The organism is Microbispora triticiradicis, from assembly GCF_005864065.1.
In the GTDB taxonomy this organism is placed as follows: domain Bacteria; phylum Actinomycetota; class Actinomycetes; order Streptosporangiales; family Streptosporangiaceae; genus Microbispora; species Microbispora triticiradicis.
Genome location: NZ_VANP01000002.1, coordinates 487,140 through 505,782, shown reverse-complemented (window position 1 = coordinate 505,782; position 18,643 = coordinate 487,140). Strand labels below are relative to the sequence as shown.

The following is an 18,643-nucleotide window of genomic DNA, read 5'->3' as shown; positions in this document are numbered from 1 at the left end:
GCACGACCCGCGTCACCCTGCCCGGCAGGACCGACGTGCCCGGGTTCCCCGGCAGCGACATGGCCGACGCCGACGGCCCCTGGCAGCGCGCGTTGCCCGATGCCCGCGAGCTGGGTGCCGACATCGAAGCGTTCTGGGATCACGTCGCCGTGGGCGGGTTGCGCCCACGAACGGTGGCTGGGCAACGGCGGATGGCCCGCGCTCTGGGCCAGGGCCGCCCGGCTGCGGGCTCTCTCCACGGCCTCACCGCCCCACTGGATGGACTGATCCATGTGGAGGGGCAACCGGGACGTACCGGGTCAGGCGCCGCGCTGCGCCAGCAACAGATAGGTCAAGATCTCCGGGTAGACCATCGGGGACGGCTGGATCTCGCAGCGGAAGCCGCGCGCCTCCAGCAGCTCCCTGATCTCGGCCATCCGGCCGTGCAGGTCCTGGACCTCCATCACCACGTTGTCGATGCGGTCCCACTGGTCGTCGGCGATGCCGCGCAGCACCTCCAGCTCGGCGCCCTCCACGTCGACCTTCATCAGGTCGATGTGCGCCAGGCCGGACAGGTGGCTCTCCAGGCGGCGGACCGGCACGGTCAGGTACTCGGGCTCGTACTGCGCGGTCACATCCCAGTCGGGATGCCGCTCCTTGACCACGCTGACCTGCAACGCCTTGTCCTCGGGATAGCGCGTGGAGTTGCCCGGCATGTTCGGGTAGTGCACGAAGGACGTGTCCTCGACACGCTCACCGATGGCCTCCCGGACGACGCGGACCCCGGACAGCCCGTGCAGCTCGATGTTGCGGCACAGGTAGTCGGCGGTCCGCGGCACCGGCTCGAAGGCAAGGATGGAGGCGCCCGGCCACTGCCGCTTGGCGAAGACCGTGAACATGCCGATGTTCGCGCCGACGTCGACGATCGTGGGGCTCTCTGAGAGGGAGAACTGGTCGTAGCATTCGTGCTCGAAGATCTCCTGGTACTGGAAATTCGCCTCGTGCTCGACCGGGGCGTACAGCTCCAGCCCGTCGTCGCCCAGCACGCGCAGGTCGTTGGCCCTCACGATGTCCACTGGTCTCTCCCGGAGTGATGGGTGGGTGATTCCACCGGCCGGAGCTCTCAGAAGAGCCGGCTGGAGGGGCGTACGCCGCGGAGGCGGCGAACTGTTCGGGGCGGTGAAGACATGCCTACGAGGGGCGCCGATGCCCGGGAAGGTCAGGCCCGGACGGGTGAGTAGGTGCGCGGTGACTGCGGCGGCCCGCGGGTCGCACCGGTATCTGTGTGTGACGTGGTCGCCAGCCGGTCGGATCTCGCCGACCACGCTCAGCGGGCAGGGCTCGCCAGGCATGATCGGCGACCACGAGTGCCTCGCCGTTGGCGAACGGGGCGCGATTGACAGCCGTACGGCGTGCGCGCGGAACGGCCCGGCCTTGCTCAGGTTTCCCGCGTGCCATTCTCGTCGTCAAACGGGGTGATCATGGTCGCTCCCACTTCCTTGAGTCGATCAGGCGACGCCCCGCTACCGTCTCCCGGGGCGTTGGCGGGCTCGATACTCCACCGAGCCGACGGCCAGGATCCGCGTGAAGGCTTAACACAACGATGGTCAACTCAGTTGAGTTCGGTGTCAAGGCACATGCATCGACACCCGCTGATCTCGACTCCGTACCGCCCTGACATTGGCGGGCCGGAGACACACCCGAGTTTTGCCGTTGGCAGGCGCGTGAGCCTTGATCACGTGGTGTGGCCGCCGGTCGGCTCCCAGGGCAAGGAGGAGCATCCGTCCAAGTCGCTAATTATCAACCAGCACCGCGGCCGTCCCCGGGCCGCTTGGAAGATCAAAAGAGGCCACCCGCGTGGTCGCGAATGGCCTCTGAGCTGTGTGGGCGATACTGGGATCGAACCAGTGACCTCTTCGGTGTGAAGCAGATCGGCCACATCGCCGACGTGCCATTGAAGCGGCCATGACCTGGGCCGACCGTCCGCGGACGTCCGTACGGTTCTACGGGCGTCCGTGGTTGTTGTCACTCAGTTCGTCACCCAATGGTCCGTCGTGCACAGGTGACAGGGACTGCCGACGGAACGCGGCGGCGGCCGCATGATCAGAGCAGATCGCGTAGGCGCTCGGAAGTGAGGCCGGCCTGCCGCACGATTGAGGCAAGCGTGCCGACGGCCAGGGTGTCGTGCAATGGCACGATCACTGTGCGAGTCTCGTCTATCGCGAGCTGGCGCAGCTTGCAATGGCTGCCCCTGGTGGCCACCACCTCATAACCGCATTTCTCCAGCGCGCGCACGACGTCAGTGCCGGAGCAGACCGGAAACTGGCGCGGGCTCATGCCGAGCGACGAATCTCGATCGGCGCCACGATCGGCTGCTGCGGGGTCTGGGGAAGGGGCTCGTCCTCGAAGTAGAGCTCCAGGGCGTCGCGGAGGCTGGCCAGGGCCTCGTCAACCGTCCGGCCCTGACTGGCCACCTCAACCTGGACGCAGCGCGCGACGTACCAACCCTCTTCGTCGGGAGTGACGGTCGCGGTCAAGGAGACGGTCTGGCTCATGCCGCTAGCGTACGCCAGCGCGCTTCGCCGGAGCCGCCGGTAGAAACAAGCCACCCACCGCGATCTCCCAGGTTCTCCACCGACACGAAAGAAGCCCACCGCCGTTGCCTGGGCATACCGAATGTTCCGCCACATCCATCAACTCACCTCATACCGGCAGACTGTCGGCATGCGCAAGGACGATCACCCTGCAGACGTCGTGGCCCTCCTCCTCGATCCCGACTCGCGGATCCGCGCCTCACAGGACGAGTCGGCATGCGGTGAGGGCGCCTGGGCGGGTGGGGCCGAGGCCGTGGAGGGCTACCTGCGCCAGGTGGTCGCCCATCTCAATCGAGTCCGCGGACTGGTGGTTGAGCACGCGGAGTTCGGACACTACGGCTCCGGCTACGCCTCATTTGTGGACGTCTTCCTGACCCGGCGAGACGGATCCGCGCGTCGCGTCGATCCAGACGGCCTTACGACGGTTCATGGATTGTCAGTGGCATTGTGCCGCCTCGCCCCGATCGCCTGCATCCTGTCGCCCGGCGAGCGCTCCCATCACCCCGACGGTCACGGATGCCACTCCATGCCATGGCTCGATGCCGTCGCCGACATGCCGGTCCCCGGATGGGAGGAAGGCTGCGAACAGATCTCCCGGGTCCTGGATTGGCACCGCATCGCTCTCGTCGGACCTCGCCTCCTCAGCCGGCCGGCCTTGCCCCACCTGAAGATCGACACGAACCTCGGCGACGGGCCGCACTATCCGATCTTCGACGTCTGGTTCCACTGGATGGACTGACGCCGCGACCCGATCCAGGAATGCCGGGTCCGCGGAACGGTAGTCACTCAGACAAGACGAAAGGCCGACCCGCTGGACAGCGGCCCGGCCTTCTGAGCTGCACGAACGTGGTGGGCGATACTGGGATCGAACCAGTGACCTCTTCGGTGTGAACGAAGCGCTCTCCCGCTGAGCTAATCGCCCGGGATCATCCGCGCCTCGCGGCGCCGACGGGGAAAACCATACCGCACCCGAGGGGGTGATGGCGAAAGGACGGGACGGCCGAGCCCGGGCGAGCCGGATCGTCCCGCCTTCGTCAACACCTTCGAAAGGTTCGCCAGACCATCCCCAGCGTGGGGGTGTGGTGTCATAGCATCGTGATGCTCCATGCTCGACCCATACGCACGACCTGAGATCAATCGCCCGCAACGGCATCGCCTGCGCGGTCCCGCCGACACGCAAAGCAGAGGTAAGGACGAGCCTGTTGGTGATGTTTGAGCTGGTAGATGACCGAATGTCAAGCTGTGATGTGCGTTACAGAAGGGCCTGGAGGCGGAATCTTTCCTACGGGTCTCTTCGTTCGTCCTCGTAGCGCGAGCGCGCGGTGGAGCCCCGCATCAACAGTGAGACGCAGTGATAGCCCCTGACAGGGGACCCGACGACGAAAAGGTTTGGCTGACGATGAACAGCACCACCGTCTCTGCCGAGCTGGGCCTTCGGCTCGTGGTCCCCGACCGTACGACCGTCCCCCTGCTCGCCGGACTGAGCTACACGGCTGAAGATCCGTACGCCATCCGGATGGCCTTCCATGTGGGGAATGACGAGCCGGTCGAGTGGATCTTCGCCCGCGAGCTGCTGACCGTGGGCATCGTGCGGCGCGTCGGAGACGGGGACGTCCAGGTGTGGCCGGCCCGGTCGGACGGCGAGCGCACGCTCAACATCAGCCTCACCTCGCCCTTCGGGCAGGCCCTCTTCGAGGTGCCCCTGGCCCCCCTCACCGAGTTCCTGCACCGCACCTACGAACTCGTCCCGGCCGGCCGTGAGACCGACTTCATGGACCTGGACGAGGAGCTCACCAACATGCTCTGGAGTTCCTGAACCACCCCGGGGCACGCGAGGCCCTCTGACTCACCCCAACCGTTACCGAAGCGGTCCGCACGGGCCGCCCGTACGACATAGCGTCCATACGTGGAGATCTACCGCGGGTTCAAGGACGCCGTACGGGCGTCACGGCCGATGGCCGTGCTGGCGGCGACCGCCCTCCTCCTGACGGCGGCCTGCACAGGCGGAGGCGGGCCCGGGCAGGCGGCTCCCTCCACGCTTCCGGGCCAGGACGAGATCCGCCACAGTCCCAACCTCAAGGTGGTCGCGAACGTCCCCCTGACGGCCCCGTTCGACGGGCCGGAGGACTGGGGCACCGACATGGCCTTCCAGGGCCGGTACGCCTTCGTGGGCAACTACAGGGGCTTCACGGTGCACGACATCGGCGATCCGGCGCATCCCAAGGTGGTCGCACGGGTCGTGTGCCCCGGCGGGCAGAACGACATCTCCGTCTCCGGCGACCTGCTCTTCCTGTCCGTCGACCAGGCCCGTACGGACGACACCTGCGAGAGCGAGGCAGGCGACCCGATGGCCGAGGACGAGTGGGAGGGCATCCGCGTCTTCGACATCTCCGACAAGGCCCACCCGCGATACCTGAAGGCCGTACGCACCGAGTGCGGGTCGCACACGCACACGATCGTTCCGGGCCGCGACGCCGGCACGCTGTACCTCTACGTCTCCTCCCCCGGCCCCGAGCCGGGCTCGGCCAACTGCCCTCCGCCGCACCGGAACATCTCGATCGTGAGGGTGCCCGTCGACGACCCCGGCAAGGCGCGGGTGGTGGCCACACCCGAACTGTTCGCCGCCCGCGAGCCCGGCGGCGCGGACGACGACGACCTCGCCGGCGGCTGCCACGACATCACGGCCTACCCGGAGAAGGGCCTGGCCGCCGCGGCGTGCTTCGGCGACGGCGTGCTGCTCGACATCTCCGACCCCGTACGCCCTGAGGTGCTCCAGACCGTACGGGACGAGGCGAACTTCTCCATCTGGCACTCGGCCACCTTCGACAACGCGGGGACCAAGGTCGTCTTCAGCGACGAGATGGGCGGCGGCATGGCCCCCACCTGCCTGTCCTCCGTGAGCCCCACCCGGGGCGCGGACGCGGTCTACACGCTGACCACGGACCGCAGGCTCGTCCGCCGGGGCTACTTCAAGATCCCCCGGACGCAGGGCGCCAAGGAGAACTGCGTGGCCCACAACGGCGCGCTGGTGCCCGTGCCGGGCCGGGACGTGATGGTCCAGGCGTGGTACATGGGCGGCGTCTCGGTCTGGGACTTCACCGACGCCGCCCGTCCCCGGGAGATCGCCTACTTCGAGCGCGGCCCGCTCGCGCCGGAGCTCCAGCTCGGCGGGTCGTGGTCGGCCTACTACTACAACGGCTACGTGTACTCCAGCGACATCACCAAGGGGCTGGACGTCCTGCGCCTCGACGATCCGCTGACCGATCCCGCCGAGAAGGTGCGGCTCACCGAGTTCAACGCGCAGAGCCAGCGGTCCTACTGACCGTCACGCCGTCACGCCGTCCACGTCCGTCACCCGTCACGGGTCGAGGTCGCCCGCCGCGCGCTCGGCGAAGACCTTCATGGCCTCCAGCGTGACCGGTCCGGGCGCCTGCGGCAGCACCCTGCCGTCCACGGCCCTGATCGGCTGGATGTCGCGGGTGGTGGAGGTGAGGAACGCCTCATCCGCCTCGTACAGCGCCGAGATCGGCAGGTCGGCCTCCTCGCCGCCGCACCATTCGAGCGTGAGCGCGCGGGTGACCCCGGCGAGGCAGCCGGAGGCGAGCGTCGGCGTGACCAGGCGGCCGCCGGTGACGACGAAGATGTTGCTCCCGGTGCCCTCGCACAGGTTCCCGGCGAGGTTCTCGAAGATCGCCTCGGCGCCGCCGCGCTCCTTGGCGTACGCCAGGGCCTTGGCGTTGTCGCCGTACGACGTGCTCTTGACCCCCGCCAGCGCGCCGCGCTCGTTGCGGGGCCAGGGCACGACGGTGACGTCGGCGGTGGCGGGGAACGGCGCCTGCTCGCCGACGATGACGATCGCGTTCGTCCCGGCGGTCCCGCGGTCGGAGCCGAGCGGCCCCGGCCCGCTGGTGAAGGTGATCCTGATCCGGGCCAGCGCCCACTTCGGCGCGGCCGCGAGGACGCGGCGCACCCCGTCGGCGATCGCGGACAGGTCGGGCTCGGGCAGGTCCATCCGCTTCGCCGACAGCGCGAGCCGGTCGAGGTGCCGGGTGAGCGCGAAGGACTCGCCGTTCACCGCCTTGATCGTCTCGAAAACGCCGTCGCCGACCATGAGCCCGTGGTCGAAGACCGAGACCACGGCCTTGTCGGGTTCGTACAGGTCCCCGTTCACCCAGATCGGTACAGCCATCTCCCCGCTCCGTTCGTTCCTAGCCGCTGTCGCCGTCACCCGAGGCGAGACCGATGAGCCGCGCGGCCTTCAGCTCCGTCTCGTGCCATTCCCGCCGTGGGTTGGAACCCCAGGTGATGCCCGCCCCCGTGCCGAACCGGATCGTCTCGTGCTCCGCCCAGAAGGTGCGGATGCCCACCGCCAGCACCCCCTCGCGCCGGTCGGCGTCGACCCAGCCCACGGCCCCACAGTACGGCCCCCTGGGCTCTGGTTCGAGCTCACCGATGATCCGCAGCGCGGAGGATTTCGGCGCGCCGGTCACCGAACCGGGCGGGAAGGTCGCGGCGAACAGGTCCGGCCAGCCGGCGCCGCCCGTCAGCCGCGCCCGCACCGTGGACACCAGGTGGACGAGCCCGGGGTGCTCCTCGACCGCGTACAGCGAGGGCACGGTCACCGAGCCTACCTCGGCCACCCGGCCGAGGTCGTTGCGGACCAGGTCGACGATCATGAGGTTCTCGGCGTAGTCCTTGTCGAGCAGGTCGTCCGCCGTCACCCCGGTCCCCTTGATCGGCCGGGACTCGATCATCGCACCGCGCCGGGACAGGTACAGCTCGGGCGAGGCCGACACCACCGTGAGGCCCGGCACGTCGACCACCGCCGCGTACGGCGCCGGGTTGCCCTCGGCCAGCCGTACGGCGAGGGCCAGGGGGTCGGCGCCCGTGACCGGCAGCGGCGCGGACAGGACGCGGCACAGGTTGGCCTGGTAGACCTCCCCCCGCTCGATGTGGTCCCTGATGCGCCGCACGCCCCGCTCGTAGCCCTCCCGGTCGAGCGAGGTCGTCCAGGCGTCCCGGGCGGGGCCGCGCCACGGGCCGTCCGGCGCCGGGAGCGGGGCGGGCCGCACGGAGTCGAACCGCGCGCAGACGACCTTCCCCTCGTACGACACCACCACCGCCCACCAGCCGGAGCCGTCGAGGGCGGCCAGATCGGTGGTCACCTCACGCAGGCCGGTGGCGAGGCGTCCCCCGATGTGGGCGAAGGGGTCGTGCACGCGTCCATTGTCGCAATCCCTCACCCGTGTCCGGACCCCTCGGCGGCGGGGCCGTCGTCCGTCAGGCGCGTCCCACCGCCCGGAGGCCGGCCCCTTCGCCCAGCAGGCCGAGCAGCGCGGACGCGGCGGGCAGGGGCGCGGTGCGCGGCAGGGCCGCGTAGACCGTCCGCCGCGGGGCGAACTCGCCGAGCGAGCGCAGCGCCACGTCGGGCCGTACGGCGGGCGCGGCCATGGCCGGGACGAGCGTCACCCCGAGCCCGGCCGCCACGTAGCCGAGCTTGCCGGTCCACTCCGCGATCCGCAGGTCGACCCTCGGCGCGAAGCCCGCCCGGGCGCAGGCGGCGCCGAGCATGGTCACCGTGCCGGGAGGGGCGCCCTCGATCCAGCTCTCGTCACGCAGGTCGCGCAGGTCGACCGTCCCCCTTCCGGCCAGCGGATGGTCGCCGGGGAGCGCGACGAGCAGTTCGTCCTCCATCAGGCGGGTGACCTCGACCTCCGGCCCGGCTCCCAGGCCGGAGGGGTAGTCGCTGACCACCGCGATGTCGATCTCGGCGCGGCCCAGGCCGTCCATGAGGTGGGTGCTGAGGCCCTCGACCATGGTGACGGTCACCTCCGGGCGGGCCGCGCGCAGTTCCCGCAGGGCGGCGGGCACCAGCACGGCGTTCGCGGTGGCGAAGGCTCCGACGCGCAGCCGCCCGCCCGTGCCCTGGTGGATCGCGGCGAGCTCCTCCCCCGCCCGGCCGAGCCGTTCGAGCACCTCACGGGCGTAGCGGTGCAGTGTCCGGCCCGCCGGCGTCAGCCGTACCCCCCGGGGCAGCCGCGCGAACAACGGGCCGCCCGCCTGGGCCTCCAGGGTGGCGATGCGCCGGGACACGGCTGACTGGGTGTAGTTGAGCTGCAGGGCGGCCGCGGTGAACGACCCGGTGCGGGCCACGACGTCGAGCAGCACAAGCGCGTCGGTGTCGAACATGCTCCGATCCATGAGCGAGGGAGATGAGTGCCATGCAATCTAGTCGCTGGTGGAATGGATTGTTCCTCCCATAACGTCCCAGGACATGATTGCTTTTCTGGGGCTGGGACGCATGGGCGTCCCAATGGCCGGACGCCTCGTCACCGCCGGTCACAAGGTGGCCGTGTGGAACCGTACGCCACGGGACGTGCCGGGCGCGGAGGCGGCCCCCTCCCCGGCCGAGGCCGTCGCGGGGGCGGACATCGTGATCACCATGCTGAGCGATCCCGACGCCGTCTTCGAGGTGGTGCGGGCGGCGCTGCCAGGGCTTCGGCCGGGGTCGGTGCTGGTGGAGATGTCCACGATCGGCCCGGACGCGGTGCGGCGGCTGCGCGGGCTGCTCCCCGAGGCCGTGGGGCTGGTCGACGCGCCGGTGCTCGGCAGCGTTGGGCCCGCCGCCGAAGGGACGCTGGTCGTGCTCGCCGGCGGCCGGCGGGAGGATCTCGACCGCGTGGCGGACGTGCTGCCCGTCTTCGGCACGGTGCACGAGGCGGGCGGGCCGGGAGCGGGGGCCTCGACCAAGCTCGCGGTGATGAGCATGGTGGTGACCGCCCAGGTGAACCTGGCCGAGACCCTGGCGTACGCGGACGCGCTGGGCGTCGGCCGGACCGCCCTGCTGGACGTCCTCGGGGCGACCCCGCTGGCCGCGCTGGCGGAGCGGCTGCGACCGGTGGCCGAGTCGGGCCCGTTCGAGACGCGGTACGCCCTGGGGCTGGCCGCCAAGGACCTGCGGCTGGCGACCGAGGGGCCGGGGGTGGTCCAGTCGGTGGCCGCCGCGGCCCGCGACCGGCTGGCGGAGGCGGTCGCGGCAGGCCTGGCGGGCGAGGATCTCACGGCCGTCTTCCCCTTCGCGGCGAGCGCGGGCTCCGCGCCCGGGCAGGCGTGACGGCCTTCCGGTAGGGGCCGGTCAGGCGAGAGGGCCGACGGCGGACTCGGCGGCGGCGGCCACGGCGCCGCTCGCGACGAGCCGGACGACCGCCTCGATCTCCGGCGCCAGGAAGCGGTCCTGCCCGGGCCCGGCCACCGCCTCGCGCAGCGCCGCGACGACCGCGCCCGTCCCCCGCGCCGGTTCGTACGGCCGGCGCAGGTCGAGCGCCCGGGCGGCGGTGAGCACCTCGATCGCGAGCACGCGGGTGAGCCCGTCGACGGCGCGGCGCAGCTTGCGCCCGGCCGACCAGCCCATCGAGACGTGGTCCTCCTGCATCGCGGAGCTCGGGATCGAGTCCGCACTCGCCGGGACCGCCAGCCGCTTGAGCTCGGACACGATCGCCGCCTGGGTGTACTGCGCGATCATGTGGCCGGAGTCGACGCCCGGATCGTCGGCGAGGAACGCAGGAAGGCCGTGACTGCGGGCCACGTCGAGCATGCGGTCGGTGCGCCGCTCGGAGATCGAGGCGAGGTCGGCCGCCGCGATGGCCAGGAAGTCCAGCACGTACGCCACGGGAGCGCCGTGGAAGTTGCCGTTGGACTCCACCCGGCCGTCGGCGAGCACCACCGGGTTGTCGATCGCGCTCGCCATCTCCCGGGCGGCCACGGCCGACGCGTGGGCGAGGGTGTCCCGGGCGGCCCCGGCGACCTGCGGCGCGCAGCGCAGGGAGTAGGCGTCCTGGACGCGGGTGCACGAGCCGTCGCGGTGCGAGGCCATCACGCCCGATCCCGCGAGCAGCGCCCGCATGTTGGCCGCGGCCAGGGCCTGGCCGGGGTGGGGCCGCAACGCCTGGAGATCGGCCGCGAACACGTAATCGGTGCCGAGCAGCGCCTCCACGCTCATGGCCGCGCCGATGTCGGCGGTGGTGAGGAGCGTGGACAGGTCGTGCAGCGCCAGCACGAGCATGCCGAGCATGCCGTCGGTGCCGTTGACCAGGGCCAGCCCTTCCTTGGCGGCAAGCTCGACGGGCTCGACGCCGTGTTCCTTGAGCGCCTCGGCGGCCGGCCGCAGGCGTCCCCCGGCGTCCCGCACGACCCCTTCGCCCATGATCGTCAGGGCGACGTGGGAGAGCGGCGCGAGATCCCCCGAGCAGCCGAGGCTGCCGTACTCGTGGACGACCGGGGTGAGCCGGGCGTTCAGCAGCGACTCCAGCACCCGGGCCGTGACCGGGCGTACGCCGGTGTGCCCGGTGGCGAGCGTGCGCAGGCGCAGCAGCATCATGGCCCGGACGACCTCGGTCTCCACCTCGGGCCCGGAGCCCGCCGCGTGCGAGCGGACGAGGCTGCGCTGGAGCCGGGCGCGCAGCGAGGGGTCGATGTGCCGGGTGGCGAGCGCGCCGAAGCCGGTGGAGACGCCGTACGCCGGGGTGTCGGCCTCGGCCAGCTCCTCGATCCTCCCCCGCGACGCGGCCATCTCGGCGATCGCGTCGTCCGTCAGCCGCACCGGCGCTCCGTCCCTCGCGACGCGGACCACGTCGGCGAAGGCGAGCGGCCCGGGACCGACGGCCACGACCTCGTCGTCGTGCATCGTCCCACCCCTTCGTTTGGTAACCACCGTATTTTAGATTAGGTCCTTACATCCGAGGATCCCCTCCAGCCCCTCCCGTCCCGGCCCCGTCAGCCGGAGTCCGGTTCCCACGACGCCCGAGGGTCACCCGGACTCACGGCGTGAGCAGGGCGAACACCGCTGATTTGGGGAGTCGCCGGAGATTGGATAAAGTGCTTCGCGTGAGTCCGGCCGAGAGCCGGGACGCGGAAGTGGCTCAGTGGTAGAGCATCACCTTGCCAAGGTGAGGGTCGCGGGTTCGAATCCCGTCTTCCGCTCGGAGATCAACCCGGTGGAGTGGCCGAGAGGCGAGGCAGCGGCCTGCAAAGCCGCGTACACGGGTTCAAATCCCGTCTCCACCTCTTGGTTCACCAAGGGCGATTAGCTCAGCGGGAGAGCGCTTCCCTGACACGGAAGAGGTCACTGGTTCAATCCCAGTATCGCCCACCACCGCCGATGGCCTCCTCGATCGAGGAGGCCATCGGCGTATCCGGGCCGCACACCTGACGATCCCGCCGCCCCGCGTACGGGGAGCGGATCGGGGCCGGCGGGTCAGACCTGGTCGTAGACGAGGAGGCCGTCGTCGCGGAGGCGGGCGCCGGAGGTCGGCACGTGTTCGGTGAGCCGTCCGTCATGCGACAGGTGCAGCACCCGGGCTCCCCGCACGAGGATCACGAAATCGGCGATGATCCGCCGGTGGCAGCGCCACCACAGGCTCTCCGCGCACATCACGGCCGTCCGGGCCGTGCGCGCCCCCGCCAGCAGATCGGCGACGGCGGCCAGGAATTCCGGCTGCCGGGTGTATCCGGCGTATCCCCGGAACGAGGCGTTCTCCCAGAAGACGTCGGGCGAGTCCGGAGCGGCCCTGCGGAACCCGCCCAGCCGGCTCTCCCAGCGGTAGCCGATCCCCGCGTCCGGCAGCCAGCCCGCCAGCGCCGCGCGGGCGGCGTCGGGGTTACGCCTGCTGCCGGGGGCGGTCCTGACGTCCACCACCTGCCGCACGCCCGCGCCGCGCAGCAGCGGGATCAACTCCGCACGCGGCGCGGTGCCGTGCCCGAAGGTCAGCAGCGTCACGGGGGCACGGGCCGGCTCGCCCTCGGCGGCGCTCCCCGGCGCCGGCCGGCTCGTGACGATGTGGTCTCGCACGCGCGGCCTCCGTCAGCCGGAGGGCGGCCATGGGCACGGCGACGGGACGACCGGCCGGGCCCCGGACGGTCGCTCTCCCAAGGCCCGCGAGTCAGTCGGCCCGGGCGAAGAGCTCGTCGAAGAGCTCCAGCGCGGCCCGCCGTACGTCGTCGGGAGCCAGGCCGTTCAGCGTGTCGCGCGCCTGGGCGGCGTCGCGGGTCGTGGCGAAGGTGATCGCGACCGATTTGGCGGCCGCGTGACGCAGCGATCCGGTGGGCGCGCTGTCGGCCAGTGCCTCCGCGCTCGCGGCCAGGTCGAGGTTGTCTTTGCCGGTCTGGGTGGTCAAAGCGTTCTCCTGGTGTGATGGCGGCTTGGCCCATTATCCGTGATGAGTCCGCGACGCGGGGCGGCACCCCACATTGTTCGCGTGTCCCGTCCCGTTTCGGCGGCCTTTCTCCGGCTTTTTCGGCCTTCTCTGGCCCTTCTCACCGCCCGGCGAGTCGGGTCCGTACGACGAGATCGTGCAGGGCGTCGTGGGCCGAGGGGGCGTCCGGCAGCGCGGAGGAGGCCCCGGCGTCCTCCAGGGCCGCGGTGAGGGCGTCGAGGTCGGCCGCGAGACGTTCCCGGCCGGGCGCGTCGTCCGGCGGCGCGCCGTGCTCCGCCGCGCGCTTGGCCGCGATCAGGCCGGCGAGGTAGGACGGCGCGCCGTCGAGGAGCAGGGTCAGGTCGGCGACGAGTTCTCCCGTGCGCATCAGGCGGATGCCCGTCAGCAGCACCCGGAACGCGTACAGCAGCGGCTTCAGCTCCCCCGTACGGTCGAACAGCCGCCGCTGGGTGCGGGCGAAGCCCAGGTAGTGATGCGCGTGGTGCCGGGTGAGGCAGCCGGGCGCGAGGGAGCGCATCTCCTCGTGCAGCGGGGACGTCCGCACGACCAGGGGCGACAGGAGCTGCTCCAGCACGTACCCGTTGCGGCCGAGCAGCAGGCGGCAGAACTTGGCCAGGTCGTGGGTCACGAGGTCGACCTCCACGCCCTCGCGCACCCACGACCTGATCACGGTCTCCTCGCCCGTGCGCAGGCCGACGACCTCCTCGGCGGGCAGCACGTGCACGCCCCGCAGGTCGACGTCGGAGTCCATCGAGGGGAATCCGTAGAGGTGCGCGCCGCTCACGGTGGCGAAGGCGAGCGGATGCCGCTCGCCCGCGGCCACCTCGGGCAGCCAGGACGGCAGGACGGCGGTCACGGCGCCTCCCCTCTCGTCACGCTCACCTCTCGCCACGGTCCCCTCTGGTCACGGTTTCTTCTCGTCACGCTCACCTTCGGGACGATCAGCTTCGGGACGGTCAGCTTCGGGACGGTCACAGAGCAGACCTCCGCACCTCGATCAGGAACTCCTCGGCGGCCGCCCGGTCCGGCCGGTCCGGCAGCGCGCTTCCGGACCGGTCGTCCAGCCGAGCCAGCTCCGCCAGCAGGCGCCCGCGCCACTCCAGCACCTCGGGCCAGGGCGTCTCCCCCCGCCGTACGGCCAGCAGCCGGTCGCGGTGGGCGCCCACACGGACCAGCGGCTCCCCGTGCCGGGCCAGAGACGAGGCGCCGAGCAGCAGCCGGATCATGTGCATGGCCATCTTCCACCGCCTCGCGTCGCCGCCGGGCCGCGGCGGGTCGTCCGGGCGGAGGCGGCGGAACTGCCGGTCCGCGGAGCCGGCGAAGGCCCGCGCCGCCCGGCGCGACAGGAACGCGCGGCGAATCGCCAGCAGCCGCTCCCCCGGCGGGGTGACCAGTTCGACGAGCGGCGACCACAGGCACTCCAGCGCGGCCGGGTTGCCCTCCAGCGCGAGCACGCAGAACCGCTCGACCTCCCAGGAGAACTGCTCGGGCAGCGGTCCCTCCACGTGGTCGGGCGGCTTGTCGAGCCGCCAGAACCTCGCCGTGGGCGTCACGAACACGCCGCGCCGGTCGACGTCCGACTCCCCCGTTTCCAGCCCGTACGCGCGTGAGCCGGCGACGACGGACAGGATGCTGCCCGCGGGGGCCGCCGGGGTCATGTCGCCGGATCTTTCCACAAAGGTAGGCTCCCGGGTCGGGACGCGGAAAGGTAGCGAATAATGGCCGATTTTGGGCATGACCTGTGGTTCGGGGCCTTCCTCAGGCCGGACGCGGCGGGACACCACCGGATCGTGCGGCAGGCCGTGCTGGCCGACGAGCTGGGCCTCGACGTCATCGGCGTCCAGGACCACCCGTACCAGCCGTCGTTCCTGGACACCTGGACGCTGCTGTCGGTGCTGGCGGCGCGCACGGAGCGGGTGCGGCTGTTCCCCGACGTGGTGAACCTCCCGCTGCGGCCACCCGCGGTGCTGGCCAGGGCCGCCGCGTCGCTCGACATCCTCAGCGGCGGCCGGGTGGAGCTGGGGCTCGGGGCCGGGGCGTTCTGGGACGGCGTCGCGGCCATGGGCGGCCCGCGCCGCGACCCCGGCGACGCGGTCGAGGCGCTGGAGGAGGCCGTCGCGGTCCTGCGCGCGCTGTGGACGCCCGGCGAGGGCGTACGGCTCGACGGCCGGCACTACCGGCTGGAGGGCGCGCGGCCGGGGCCGTTCCCCCCGCATCCGATCGGGCTGTGGATCGGCGCGTACAAGCGGCGCATGCTGGAGCTGACCGGGCGGCTCGGCGACGGCTGGGTGCCCTCGTCGGGGTACGCCGCGCCGGACGACCTGGGCGCGATGACGGCGATCCTGGACGCCGCCGCCGAACGGGCCGGGCGCGATCCCGCCGGGATCCGCCGCGTCTACAACATCGAGGGACGGTTCTCCGGCGCCGCCGGGGAGGGGTTCCTGAACGGGCCGCCCGGCGTGTGGGCCGAGCGGCTCGCCGGTCTCGTGCGGGACCACGGCATGAGCGTCTTCGTGCTCGCGGTGGACGACGACAGGGACCTCAAGGTCTTCGCCGAGGAGGTCGCCCCCGCCGTACGCGAGGCGGTGGCACGGGAGCGCGGACGGGCCGGACGGGCGGACGAGGACGCGGTGGCCCCCGCCGGTCACCGGGCGACGGCCTCGGTGCCGGCCGCCCTGGACGAGGCCACCCGGCCGCGGCTGCCCAAGCGGGATCCCGCCGCGCTGACGCCGCAGCAGCGGGCGGCCGGGCAGCGGCTCGTGCTCATCCACGATCACCTGCGCCGCGAGCTGACCCAGATCAGGGACGCGCTGGAGCAGGTCGCCGCGGGCCGCTCCGACGCCGCGGCGCTCCGCTCGATGATCAACGAGCTCACCATGCGGCAGAACTACTGGACGCTGGGCACGTTCTGCGCGTCGTACTGCCGGCTGCTGACCACCCACCACACGATCGAGGACGAGCACATGTTCCCGATGCTGGCGGCGGCGCAGGGGTCGCTGGCGCCGGTGGTCGAGCGGCTGGAGCAGGAGCACGAAGTGATCGCCGAGGTGCTGACCGGCCTGGACGCCGCGCTCGTGGCGATGATCGAGGACCCGGACCGGCTCGACGGCGTCCGCGCGCAGGTGGACCTGCTGTCGGACGTGCTGCTGTCGCACCTGCGGTACGAGGAGGAGGAGCTCGTCGAGCCCATCTCCCGCCTCGGCCTCGACATCTGAGCACCGACATCTGAGCACCGACATCTGAGCACCGGCGCCTGAGGACCGGCACCCGGGCACCCGCACCTGAGCGCCGGCACCTGACCACCGGCACCTGGGCATCGGTATCCGGGTGCGGCCGGAAACCGGGGTGCGGCGGCGGGGCCCGCGCGCCTACGCTGCCGCCGTGCGCGATCTCGCCCTGCTGCCCAAGGCCCACCTGCACGTCCACCTGGAGAGCACGGTCCGGCCGGACACGCTGGCCGAGATCGCGGCGGCCAACGGCCTGCCCGTGCCCGCCCGCCCCGCCGGGCCCTTCGCCGGCTTCCGCGCGTTCGCCGACCACGGTTCGCTCGTACGGGAGTGCCTGGTCCGGCCGGAGGACTTCCACCGGATCGCCGTGGAGTTCTGCGCGGACGAGGCGGCGCAGGGCACCCGGTGGGCGGAGGTGACCTTCACCGCGGCTTCGCACGGCGAACGGCTCGGCGCCCCGGAGATGCCGCTGGAGGCCGTGCTCGCCGGCCTCGCCGAGGGGCGCGCGGCGTACGGCGTGGAGTGCGGGGTGCTGCTCGACCACTCGCGGCGGCGGCCGGTCGAGCGGGCCCGGCGCACCGTGGAGCTCGCGACCCGGTACGCCGGGGACGGCGTGCTCGGCGTCGGAGTGGCCGGTGAGGAGTCCTACCCGCTGGCGCCATTCGCCGAGGTCTTCGCCGACGCGGCGGAGGCGGGCCTGCACGTCGTGCACCACGCGGGCGAGATCGAGGGCCCCGGCAGCGTCCGCGAGGCGATCACGGTCGGGCGGGCCGAGCGGCTGGGCCACGGCGTCCGGGTGCTGGAGGACCCGGATCTGACCGCCGAGGTACGCGAGCGGGGCATCCCCCTGGAGGTGTGCCCGTCGTCCAACGTCGCGCTCGGCCTGGTGGACGGCCTCACGGCCCACCCGTTCCCACGGCTACGCGAGGCGGGGCTCGCCGTCACGCTGAACACCGACATCCCGTCCGTCACCGGCACCACCCTGACGGATGAGTACGCCAGGGTCCGGGAGGTCTTCGGCTACGACGACGCGGCGCTGGCCGGGCTCGCCCGCGCCTCGGTGGACGCGTCCTTCGCGCCGGAGGCGGCGAAGCGGGCGCTGCGCCGCGACGTGGACGCCTGGCTCGCCGGTCCCGCCTCCTGAGGTCCAGTGATGCCGGGCGGACGACGGTGAATAAAAAGGCGTATCTGTGACAGGACATGAGCCAAGTGGCGGGAGTCAGGCGTGTTTCCCCCCGCGGAGGCCTGCCCTTCTGGGATGATCTCGGGAAAAACCATCGGACATCGAGAGACCGTGACTGATGCCCCCCATTGACCAACTAACCGCCTTCGTGTCGGCCCATCCGGTCGAGACAGTCATCATCAGCGTCATCGCCCTGGTCTTGCTGGTCCTGGCCTTCTTCGCGCTCCGCGCCCTCATCCGCCTGTTCCGCCGCTGGGCGGCCGGCCGTCCCACCGAGGACGTCCTCACCATCGTCGCCGCCAGCATCGCGACCGGCGTGTCCGCGCAGGGCATGTGGCGCTTCTCCGGCGACGTGCTCGGCTTCGACGGGCCGCTGCGGCTCCTGCTGTTCGCCTTCATCGAGGTCGCCGTCATCACCAGCGCCGTACGGGCCCGGCGCAACATGCGGGAGAACTACTCCGCCGGCATCGACGGCGTCGCCGTCTGGGCGCTCACCTGCCTGTCGGCGGTCCTGTCGAGCATGGACGCCCGCAGCGTCGCCGAGGCCGTGTTCCGGCTCGCCGCCCCGCTCGTGGCCGCCTGGCTGTGGGAACGCGGCATGGCGATCGAGCGGGTCCGCATCACCGGCCGCGGCCGCATCAACTGGCGGCTGACCCCCGAGCGGATCCTGGTCCGGGTCGGCCTGGCCGAGGTGAGCGACCGTACGGCGAGCGAGGTGGACGCGCACCGCAGGCTCACCCGGGTGGCGCTGGCCGCCAAGCGGGTCCGGGCGCTGCGCGAGGCCGGGGCGCCGGACCGCAAGATGCGCGCCGCGATGGCGAGGCTCGACAAGGCGATGGACCAGGCCGTCGAGTACACCGGGCTGGCCGTGGACGAGAAGCGGCAGGAGGCGCTGCTGTCGCAGATCGGCGCCCTCTACAACACCTCGGCGCTGATCGACCTCGCCCCGCCGGTGCCGTGGGGGCCGGAGCCCGAGCCGCCCGCCCCGGTGGCGCTGCCCGCCGCGACCATCGCGGAGCTGATCGACGACGAGGAGGAGGACCTCCCGGCCGAGCCGGCGCCCGTCGTCGACACCGCCCAGCGCGCGACCCAGTTGCGCACCGCGCGGCAGTACTGGGACCAGCAGATCGCGCGCAAGTACGTCCCCCGGGCCGCCGACATCGCCAAGGAGGTCGGCATCCCGCTCCTCGTGGCGAAGGAGTGGCGGGCGCTGTGGAAGCTCGAACCCCAGGCGTACGCGCTGATCGAGGCGGCCTACCGGGAGCACGGAATCGTCGACACCGGCACGTTCCCGGCCATCGAGGTGCCCGAGCGCGAGCGCGTGCTCGTCGTCAACGGCTCCGCCGGAGCGGCGCACGACGCCTCCTGACCTGACCGTACGCGTCGCAGGGCGGCGGGCCGGGGAACCGGTCCCGCCGCCCTGTGTTTTTCGGAACCGGCACGCTTCCG

General features: G+C 71.9%; 18 protein-coding genes and 4 tRNA genes. 10 read left to right on the top strand and 12 right to left on the bottom strand.

Features of this window, described 5'->3' with window-relative positions:
* Positions 1 to 299: 299 nt before the first annotated feature.
* From FED44_RS07340 to FED44_RS07330, 3 genes are all read right to left on the bottom strand, one after another.
* Complete coding sequence (locus tag FED44_RS07340; protein ID WP_165900619.1) at positions 300 to 1,055, bottom strand: FkbM family methyltransferase; 756 nt, start codon at positions 1,053 to 1,055, stop codon at positions 300 to 302.
* Positions 1,056 to 2,082: 1,027 nt separating this feature from the next.
* Entirely contained in the window at positions 2,083 to 2,316 is a 234-nt protein-coding gene (locus FED44_RS07335) for a type II toxin-antitoxin system HicA family toxin (protein WP_138460156.1), read from the bottom strand.
* Complete coding sequence (locus tag FED44_RS07330; RefSeq protein WP_076433812.1) at positions 2,313 to 2,534, bottom strand: type II toxin-antitoxin system HicB family antitoxin; 222 nt, start codon at positions 2,532 to 2,534, stop codon at positions 2,313 to 2,315. Before FED44_RS07330 ends, FED44_RS07335 begins: the two co-directional genes overlap by 4 nt.
* A 169-nt stretch (positions 2,535 to 2,703) precedes the next feature.
* Between FED44_RS07330 and FED44_RS07325 the strand changes: the two genes are divergently transcribed.
* Complete coding sequence (locus FED44_RS07325) at positions 2,704 to 3,312, top strand: hypothetical protein (protein ID WP_138460155.1); 609 nt, start codon at positions 2,704 to 2,706, stop codon at positions 3,310 to 3,312.
* A 108-nt stretch (positions 3,313 to 3,420) separates the two neighbouring features.
* Here FED44_RS07325 and FED44_RS07320 read toward each other — a convergent pair.
* Positions 3,421 to 3,495, bottom strand: a tRNA-Val gene (locus FED44_RS07320).
* Positions 3,496 to 3,972: 477 nt separating this feature from the next.
* Between FED44_RS07320 and FED44_RS07315 the strand changes: the two genes are divergently transcribed.
* Positions 3,973 to 4,389, top strand: coding sequence for an SsgA family sporulation/cell division regulator (locus FED44_RS07315; RefSeq protein ID WP_036329836.1), 417 nt, complete (start codon positions 3,973 to 3,975; stop codon positions 4,387 to 4,389).
* A gap of 138 nt (positions 4,390 to 4,527) precedes the next feature.
* Positions 4,528 to 5,895 carry an LVIVD repeat-containing protein gene (locus FED44_RS07310; protein ID WP_138460265.1) on the top strand — a complete coding sequence of 456 codons (1,368 nt, stop codon included), beginning with the start codon at positions 4,528 to 4,530 and terminating at the stop codon, positions 5,893 to 5,895.
* A gap of 36 nt (positions 5,896 to 5,931) precedes the next feature.
* Here the strand turns inward: FED44_RS07310 and FED44_RS07305 are convergent, their stop codons facing one another.
* From FED44_RS07305 to FED44_RS07295, 3 genes are all read right to left on the bottom strand, one after another.
* Entirely contained in the window at positions 5,932 to 6,762 is an 831-nt protein-coding gene (locus tag FED44_RS07305; RefSeq protein ID WP_111700231.1) for an aminotransferase class IV, read from the bottom strand.
* A 19-nt stretch (positions 6,763 to 6,781) separates the two neighbouring features.
* Positions 6,782 to 7,792 carry a chorismate-binding protein gene (locus FED44_RS07300; RefSeq protein WP_138460154.1) on the bottom strand — a complete coding sequence of 337 codons (1,011 nt, stop codon included), beginning with the start codon at positions 7,790 to 7,792 and terminating at the stop codon, positions 6,782 to 6,784.
* Positions 7,793 to 7,853: 61 nt separating this feature from the next.
* The gene (locus FED44_RS07295) at positions 7,854 to 8,762 is read right to left on the bottom strand and encodes a LysR family transcriptional regulator (protein ID WP_111700233.1); all 909 of its coding nucleotides are present in this window, start codon (positions 8,760 to 8,762) and stop codon (positions 7,854 to 7,856) included.
* A gap of 85 nt (positions 8,763 to 8,847) precedes the next feature.
* Here FED44_RS07295 and FED44_RS07290 point away from each other — a divergent pair, with 85 nt between their 5' ends.
* A complete protein-coding gene (locus tag FED44_RS07290) occupies positions 8,848 to 9,687 on the top strand; it encodes an NAD(P)-dependent oxidoreductase (protein ID WP_138460153.1) in 840 nt (279 codons plus the stop codon).
* 21 nt (positions 9,688 to 9,708) lie between these two features.
* Here FED44_RS07290 and hutH read toward each other — a convergent pair whose 3' ends face one another.
* Positions 9,709 to 11,256 (bottom strand): histidine ammonia-lyase, encoded by a 1,548-nt coding sequence (gene hutH / locus FED44_RS07285; RefSeq protein ID WP_138460152.1) that lies wholly within the window; start codon positions 11,254 to 11,256, stop codon positions 9,709 to 9,711.
* Positions 11,257 to 11,480: 224 nt separating this feature from the next.
* On the opposite strand from hutH, the gene FED44_RS07280 reads away from it, so the two are divergent.
* The 3 genes from FED44_RS07280 to FED44_RS07270 all read left to right on the top strand — a co-directional run bounded on the left by FED44_RS07280 (position 11,481) and on the right by FED44_RS07270 (position 11,724).
* Positions 11,481 to 11,552, top strand: a tRNA-Gly gene (locus FED44_RS07280).
* 13 nt (positions 11,553 to 11,565) lie between these two features.
* Positions 11,566 to 11,636 (top strand) — tRNA-Cys (locus tag FED44_RS07275).
* Positions 11,637 to 11,649: 13 nt separating this feature from the next.
* A tRNA-Val gene (locus FED44_RS07270) sits at positions 11,650 to 11,724 on the top strand.
* 102 nt (positions 11,725 to 11,826) lie between these two features.
* Here FED44_RS07270 and FED44_RS07265 read toward each other — a convergent pair.
* The 4 genes from FED44_RS07265 to FED44_RS07250 form a co-directional block, all read right to left on the bottom strand.
* A complete protein-coding gene (locus FED44_RS07265) occupies positions 11,827 to 12,420 on the bottom strand; it encodes a DUF488 domain-containing protein (protein WP_208758868.1) in 594 nt (197 codons plus the stop codon).
* Positions 12,421 to 12,511: 91 nt separating this feature from the next.
* Complete coding sequence (locus FED44_RS07260) at positions 12,512 to 12,745, bottom strand: RNA-binding protein (RefSeq protein ID WP_138460151.1); 234 nt, start codon at positions 12,743 to 12,745, stop codon at positions 12,512 to 12,514.
* Positions 12,746 to 12,884: 139 nt separating this feature from the next.
* Positions 12,885 to 13,640: a nucleotidyltransferase domain-containing protein gene (locus FED44_RS07255; protein ID WP_138460150.1), complete on the bottom strand. Its 756-nt coding sequence runs from the start codon at positions 13,638 to 13,640 to the stop codon at positions 12,885 to 12,887.
* A gap of 115 nt (positions 13,641 to 13,755) precedes the next feature.
* A complete protein-coding gene (locus FED44_RS07250) occupies positions 13,756 to 14,442 on the bottom strand; it encodes a nucleotidyltransferase domain-containing protein (protein WP_138460149.1) in 687 nt (228 codons plus the stop codon).
* Positions 14,443 to 14,502: 60 nt separating this feature from the next.
* On the opposite strand from FED44_RS07250, the gene FED44_RS07245 reads away from it, so the two are divergent.
* The 3 genes from FED44_RS07245 (at position 14,503) to FED44_RS07235 (ending at position 18,563) form a co-directional block, all read left to right on the top strand.
* Positions 14,503 to 15,999 carry an LLM class flavin-dependent oxidoreductase gene (locus FED44_RS07245; RefSeq protein WP_138460148.1) on the top strand — a complete coding sequence of 499 codons (1,497 nt, stop codon included), beginning with the start codon at positions 14,503 to 14,505 and terminating at the stop codon, positions 15,997 to 15,999.
* A gap of 166 nt (positions 16,000 to 16,165) precedes the next feature.
* Positions 16,166 to 17,155: an adenosine deaminase gene (add, locus tag FED44_RS07240; protein ID WP_138460147.1), complete on the top strand. Its 990-nt coding sequence runs from the start codon at positions 16,166 to 16,168 to the stop codon at positions 17,153 to 17,155.
* A gap of 157 nt (positions 17,156 to 17,312) precedes the next feature.
* Positions 17,313 to 18,563 (top strand): hypothetical protein, encoded by a 1,251-nt coding sequence (locus tag FED44_RS07235; RefSeq protein WP_111700239.1) that lies wholly within the window; start codon positions 17,313 to 17,315, stop codon positions 18,561 to 18,563.
* Positions 18,564 to 18,643 lie beyond the last annotated feature (80 nt).

Excerpts from the sequence above, each read along its gene's own strand:
- FED44_RS07250 (WP_138460149.1), bottom strand. The coding sequence starts at position 14,442 with ATGACCCCGGCGGCCCCCGCGGGCAGCATCCTGTCCGTCGTCGCCGGC.
- FED44_RS07305 (WP_111700231.1), bottom strand. The coding sequence starts at position 6,762 with ATGGCTGTACCGATCTGGGTGAACGGGGACCTGTACGAACCCGACAAG.
- FED44_RS07325 (WP_138460155.1), top strand. The coding sequence starts at position 2,704 with ATGCGCAAGGACGATCACCCTGCAGACGTCGTGGCCCTCCTCCTCGAT.
- FED44_RS07290 (WP_138460153.1), top strand. The coding sequence starts at position 8,848 with ATGATTGCTTTTCTGGGGCTGGGACGCATGGGCGTCCCAATGGCCGGA.
- FED44_RS07310 (WP_138460265.1), top strand. The coding sequence starts at position 4,528 with ATGGCCGTGCTGGCGGCGACCGCCCTCCTCCTGACGGCGGCCTGCACA.
- FED44_RS07295 (WP_111700233.1), bottom strand. The coding sequence starts at position 8,762 with ATGTTCGACACCGACGCGCTTGTGCTGCTCGACGTCGTGGCCCGCACC.
- hutH (WP_138460152.1), bottom strand. The coding sequence starts at position 11,256 with ATGCACGACGACGAGGTCGTGGCCGTCGGTCCCGGGCCGCTCGCCTTC.
- FED44_RS07235 (WP_111700239.1), top strand. The coding sequence starts at position 17,313 with ATGCCCCCCATTGACCAACTAACCGCCTTCGTGTCGGCCCATCCGGTC.
- FED44_RS07245 (WP_138460148.1), top strand. The coding sequence starts at position 14,503 with ATGGCCGATTTTGGGCATGACCTGTGGTTCGGGGCCTTCCTCAGGCCG.
- FED44_RS07315 (WP_036329836.1), top strand. The coding sequence starts at position 3,973 with ATGAACAGCACCACCGTCTCTGCCGAGCTGGGCCTTCGGCTCGTGGTC.
- FED44_RS07335 (WP_138460156.1), bottom strand. The coding sequence starts at position 2,316 with ATGAGCCCGCGCCAGTTTCCGGTCTGCTCCGGCACTGACGTCGTGCGC.
- FED44_RS07330 (WP_076433812.1), bottom strand. The coding sequence starts at position 2,534 with ATGAGCCAGACCGTCTCCTTGACCGCGACCGTCACTCCCGACGAAGAG.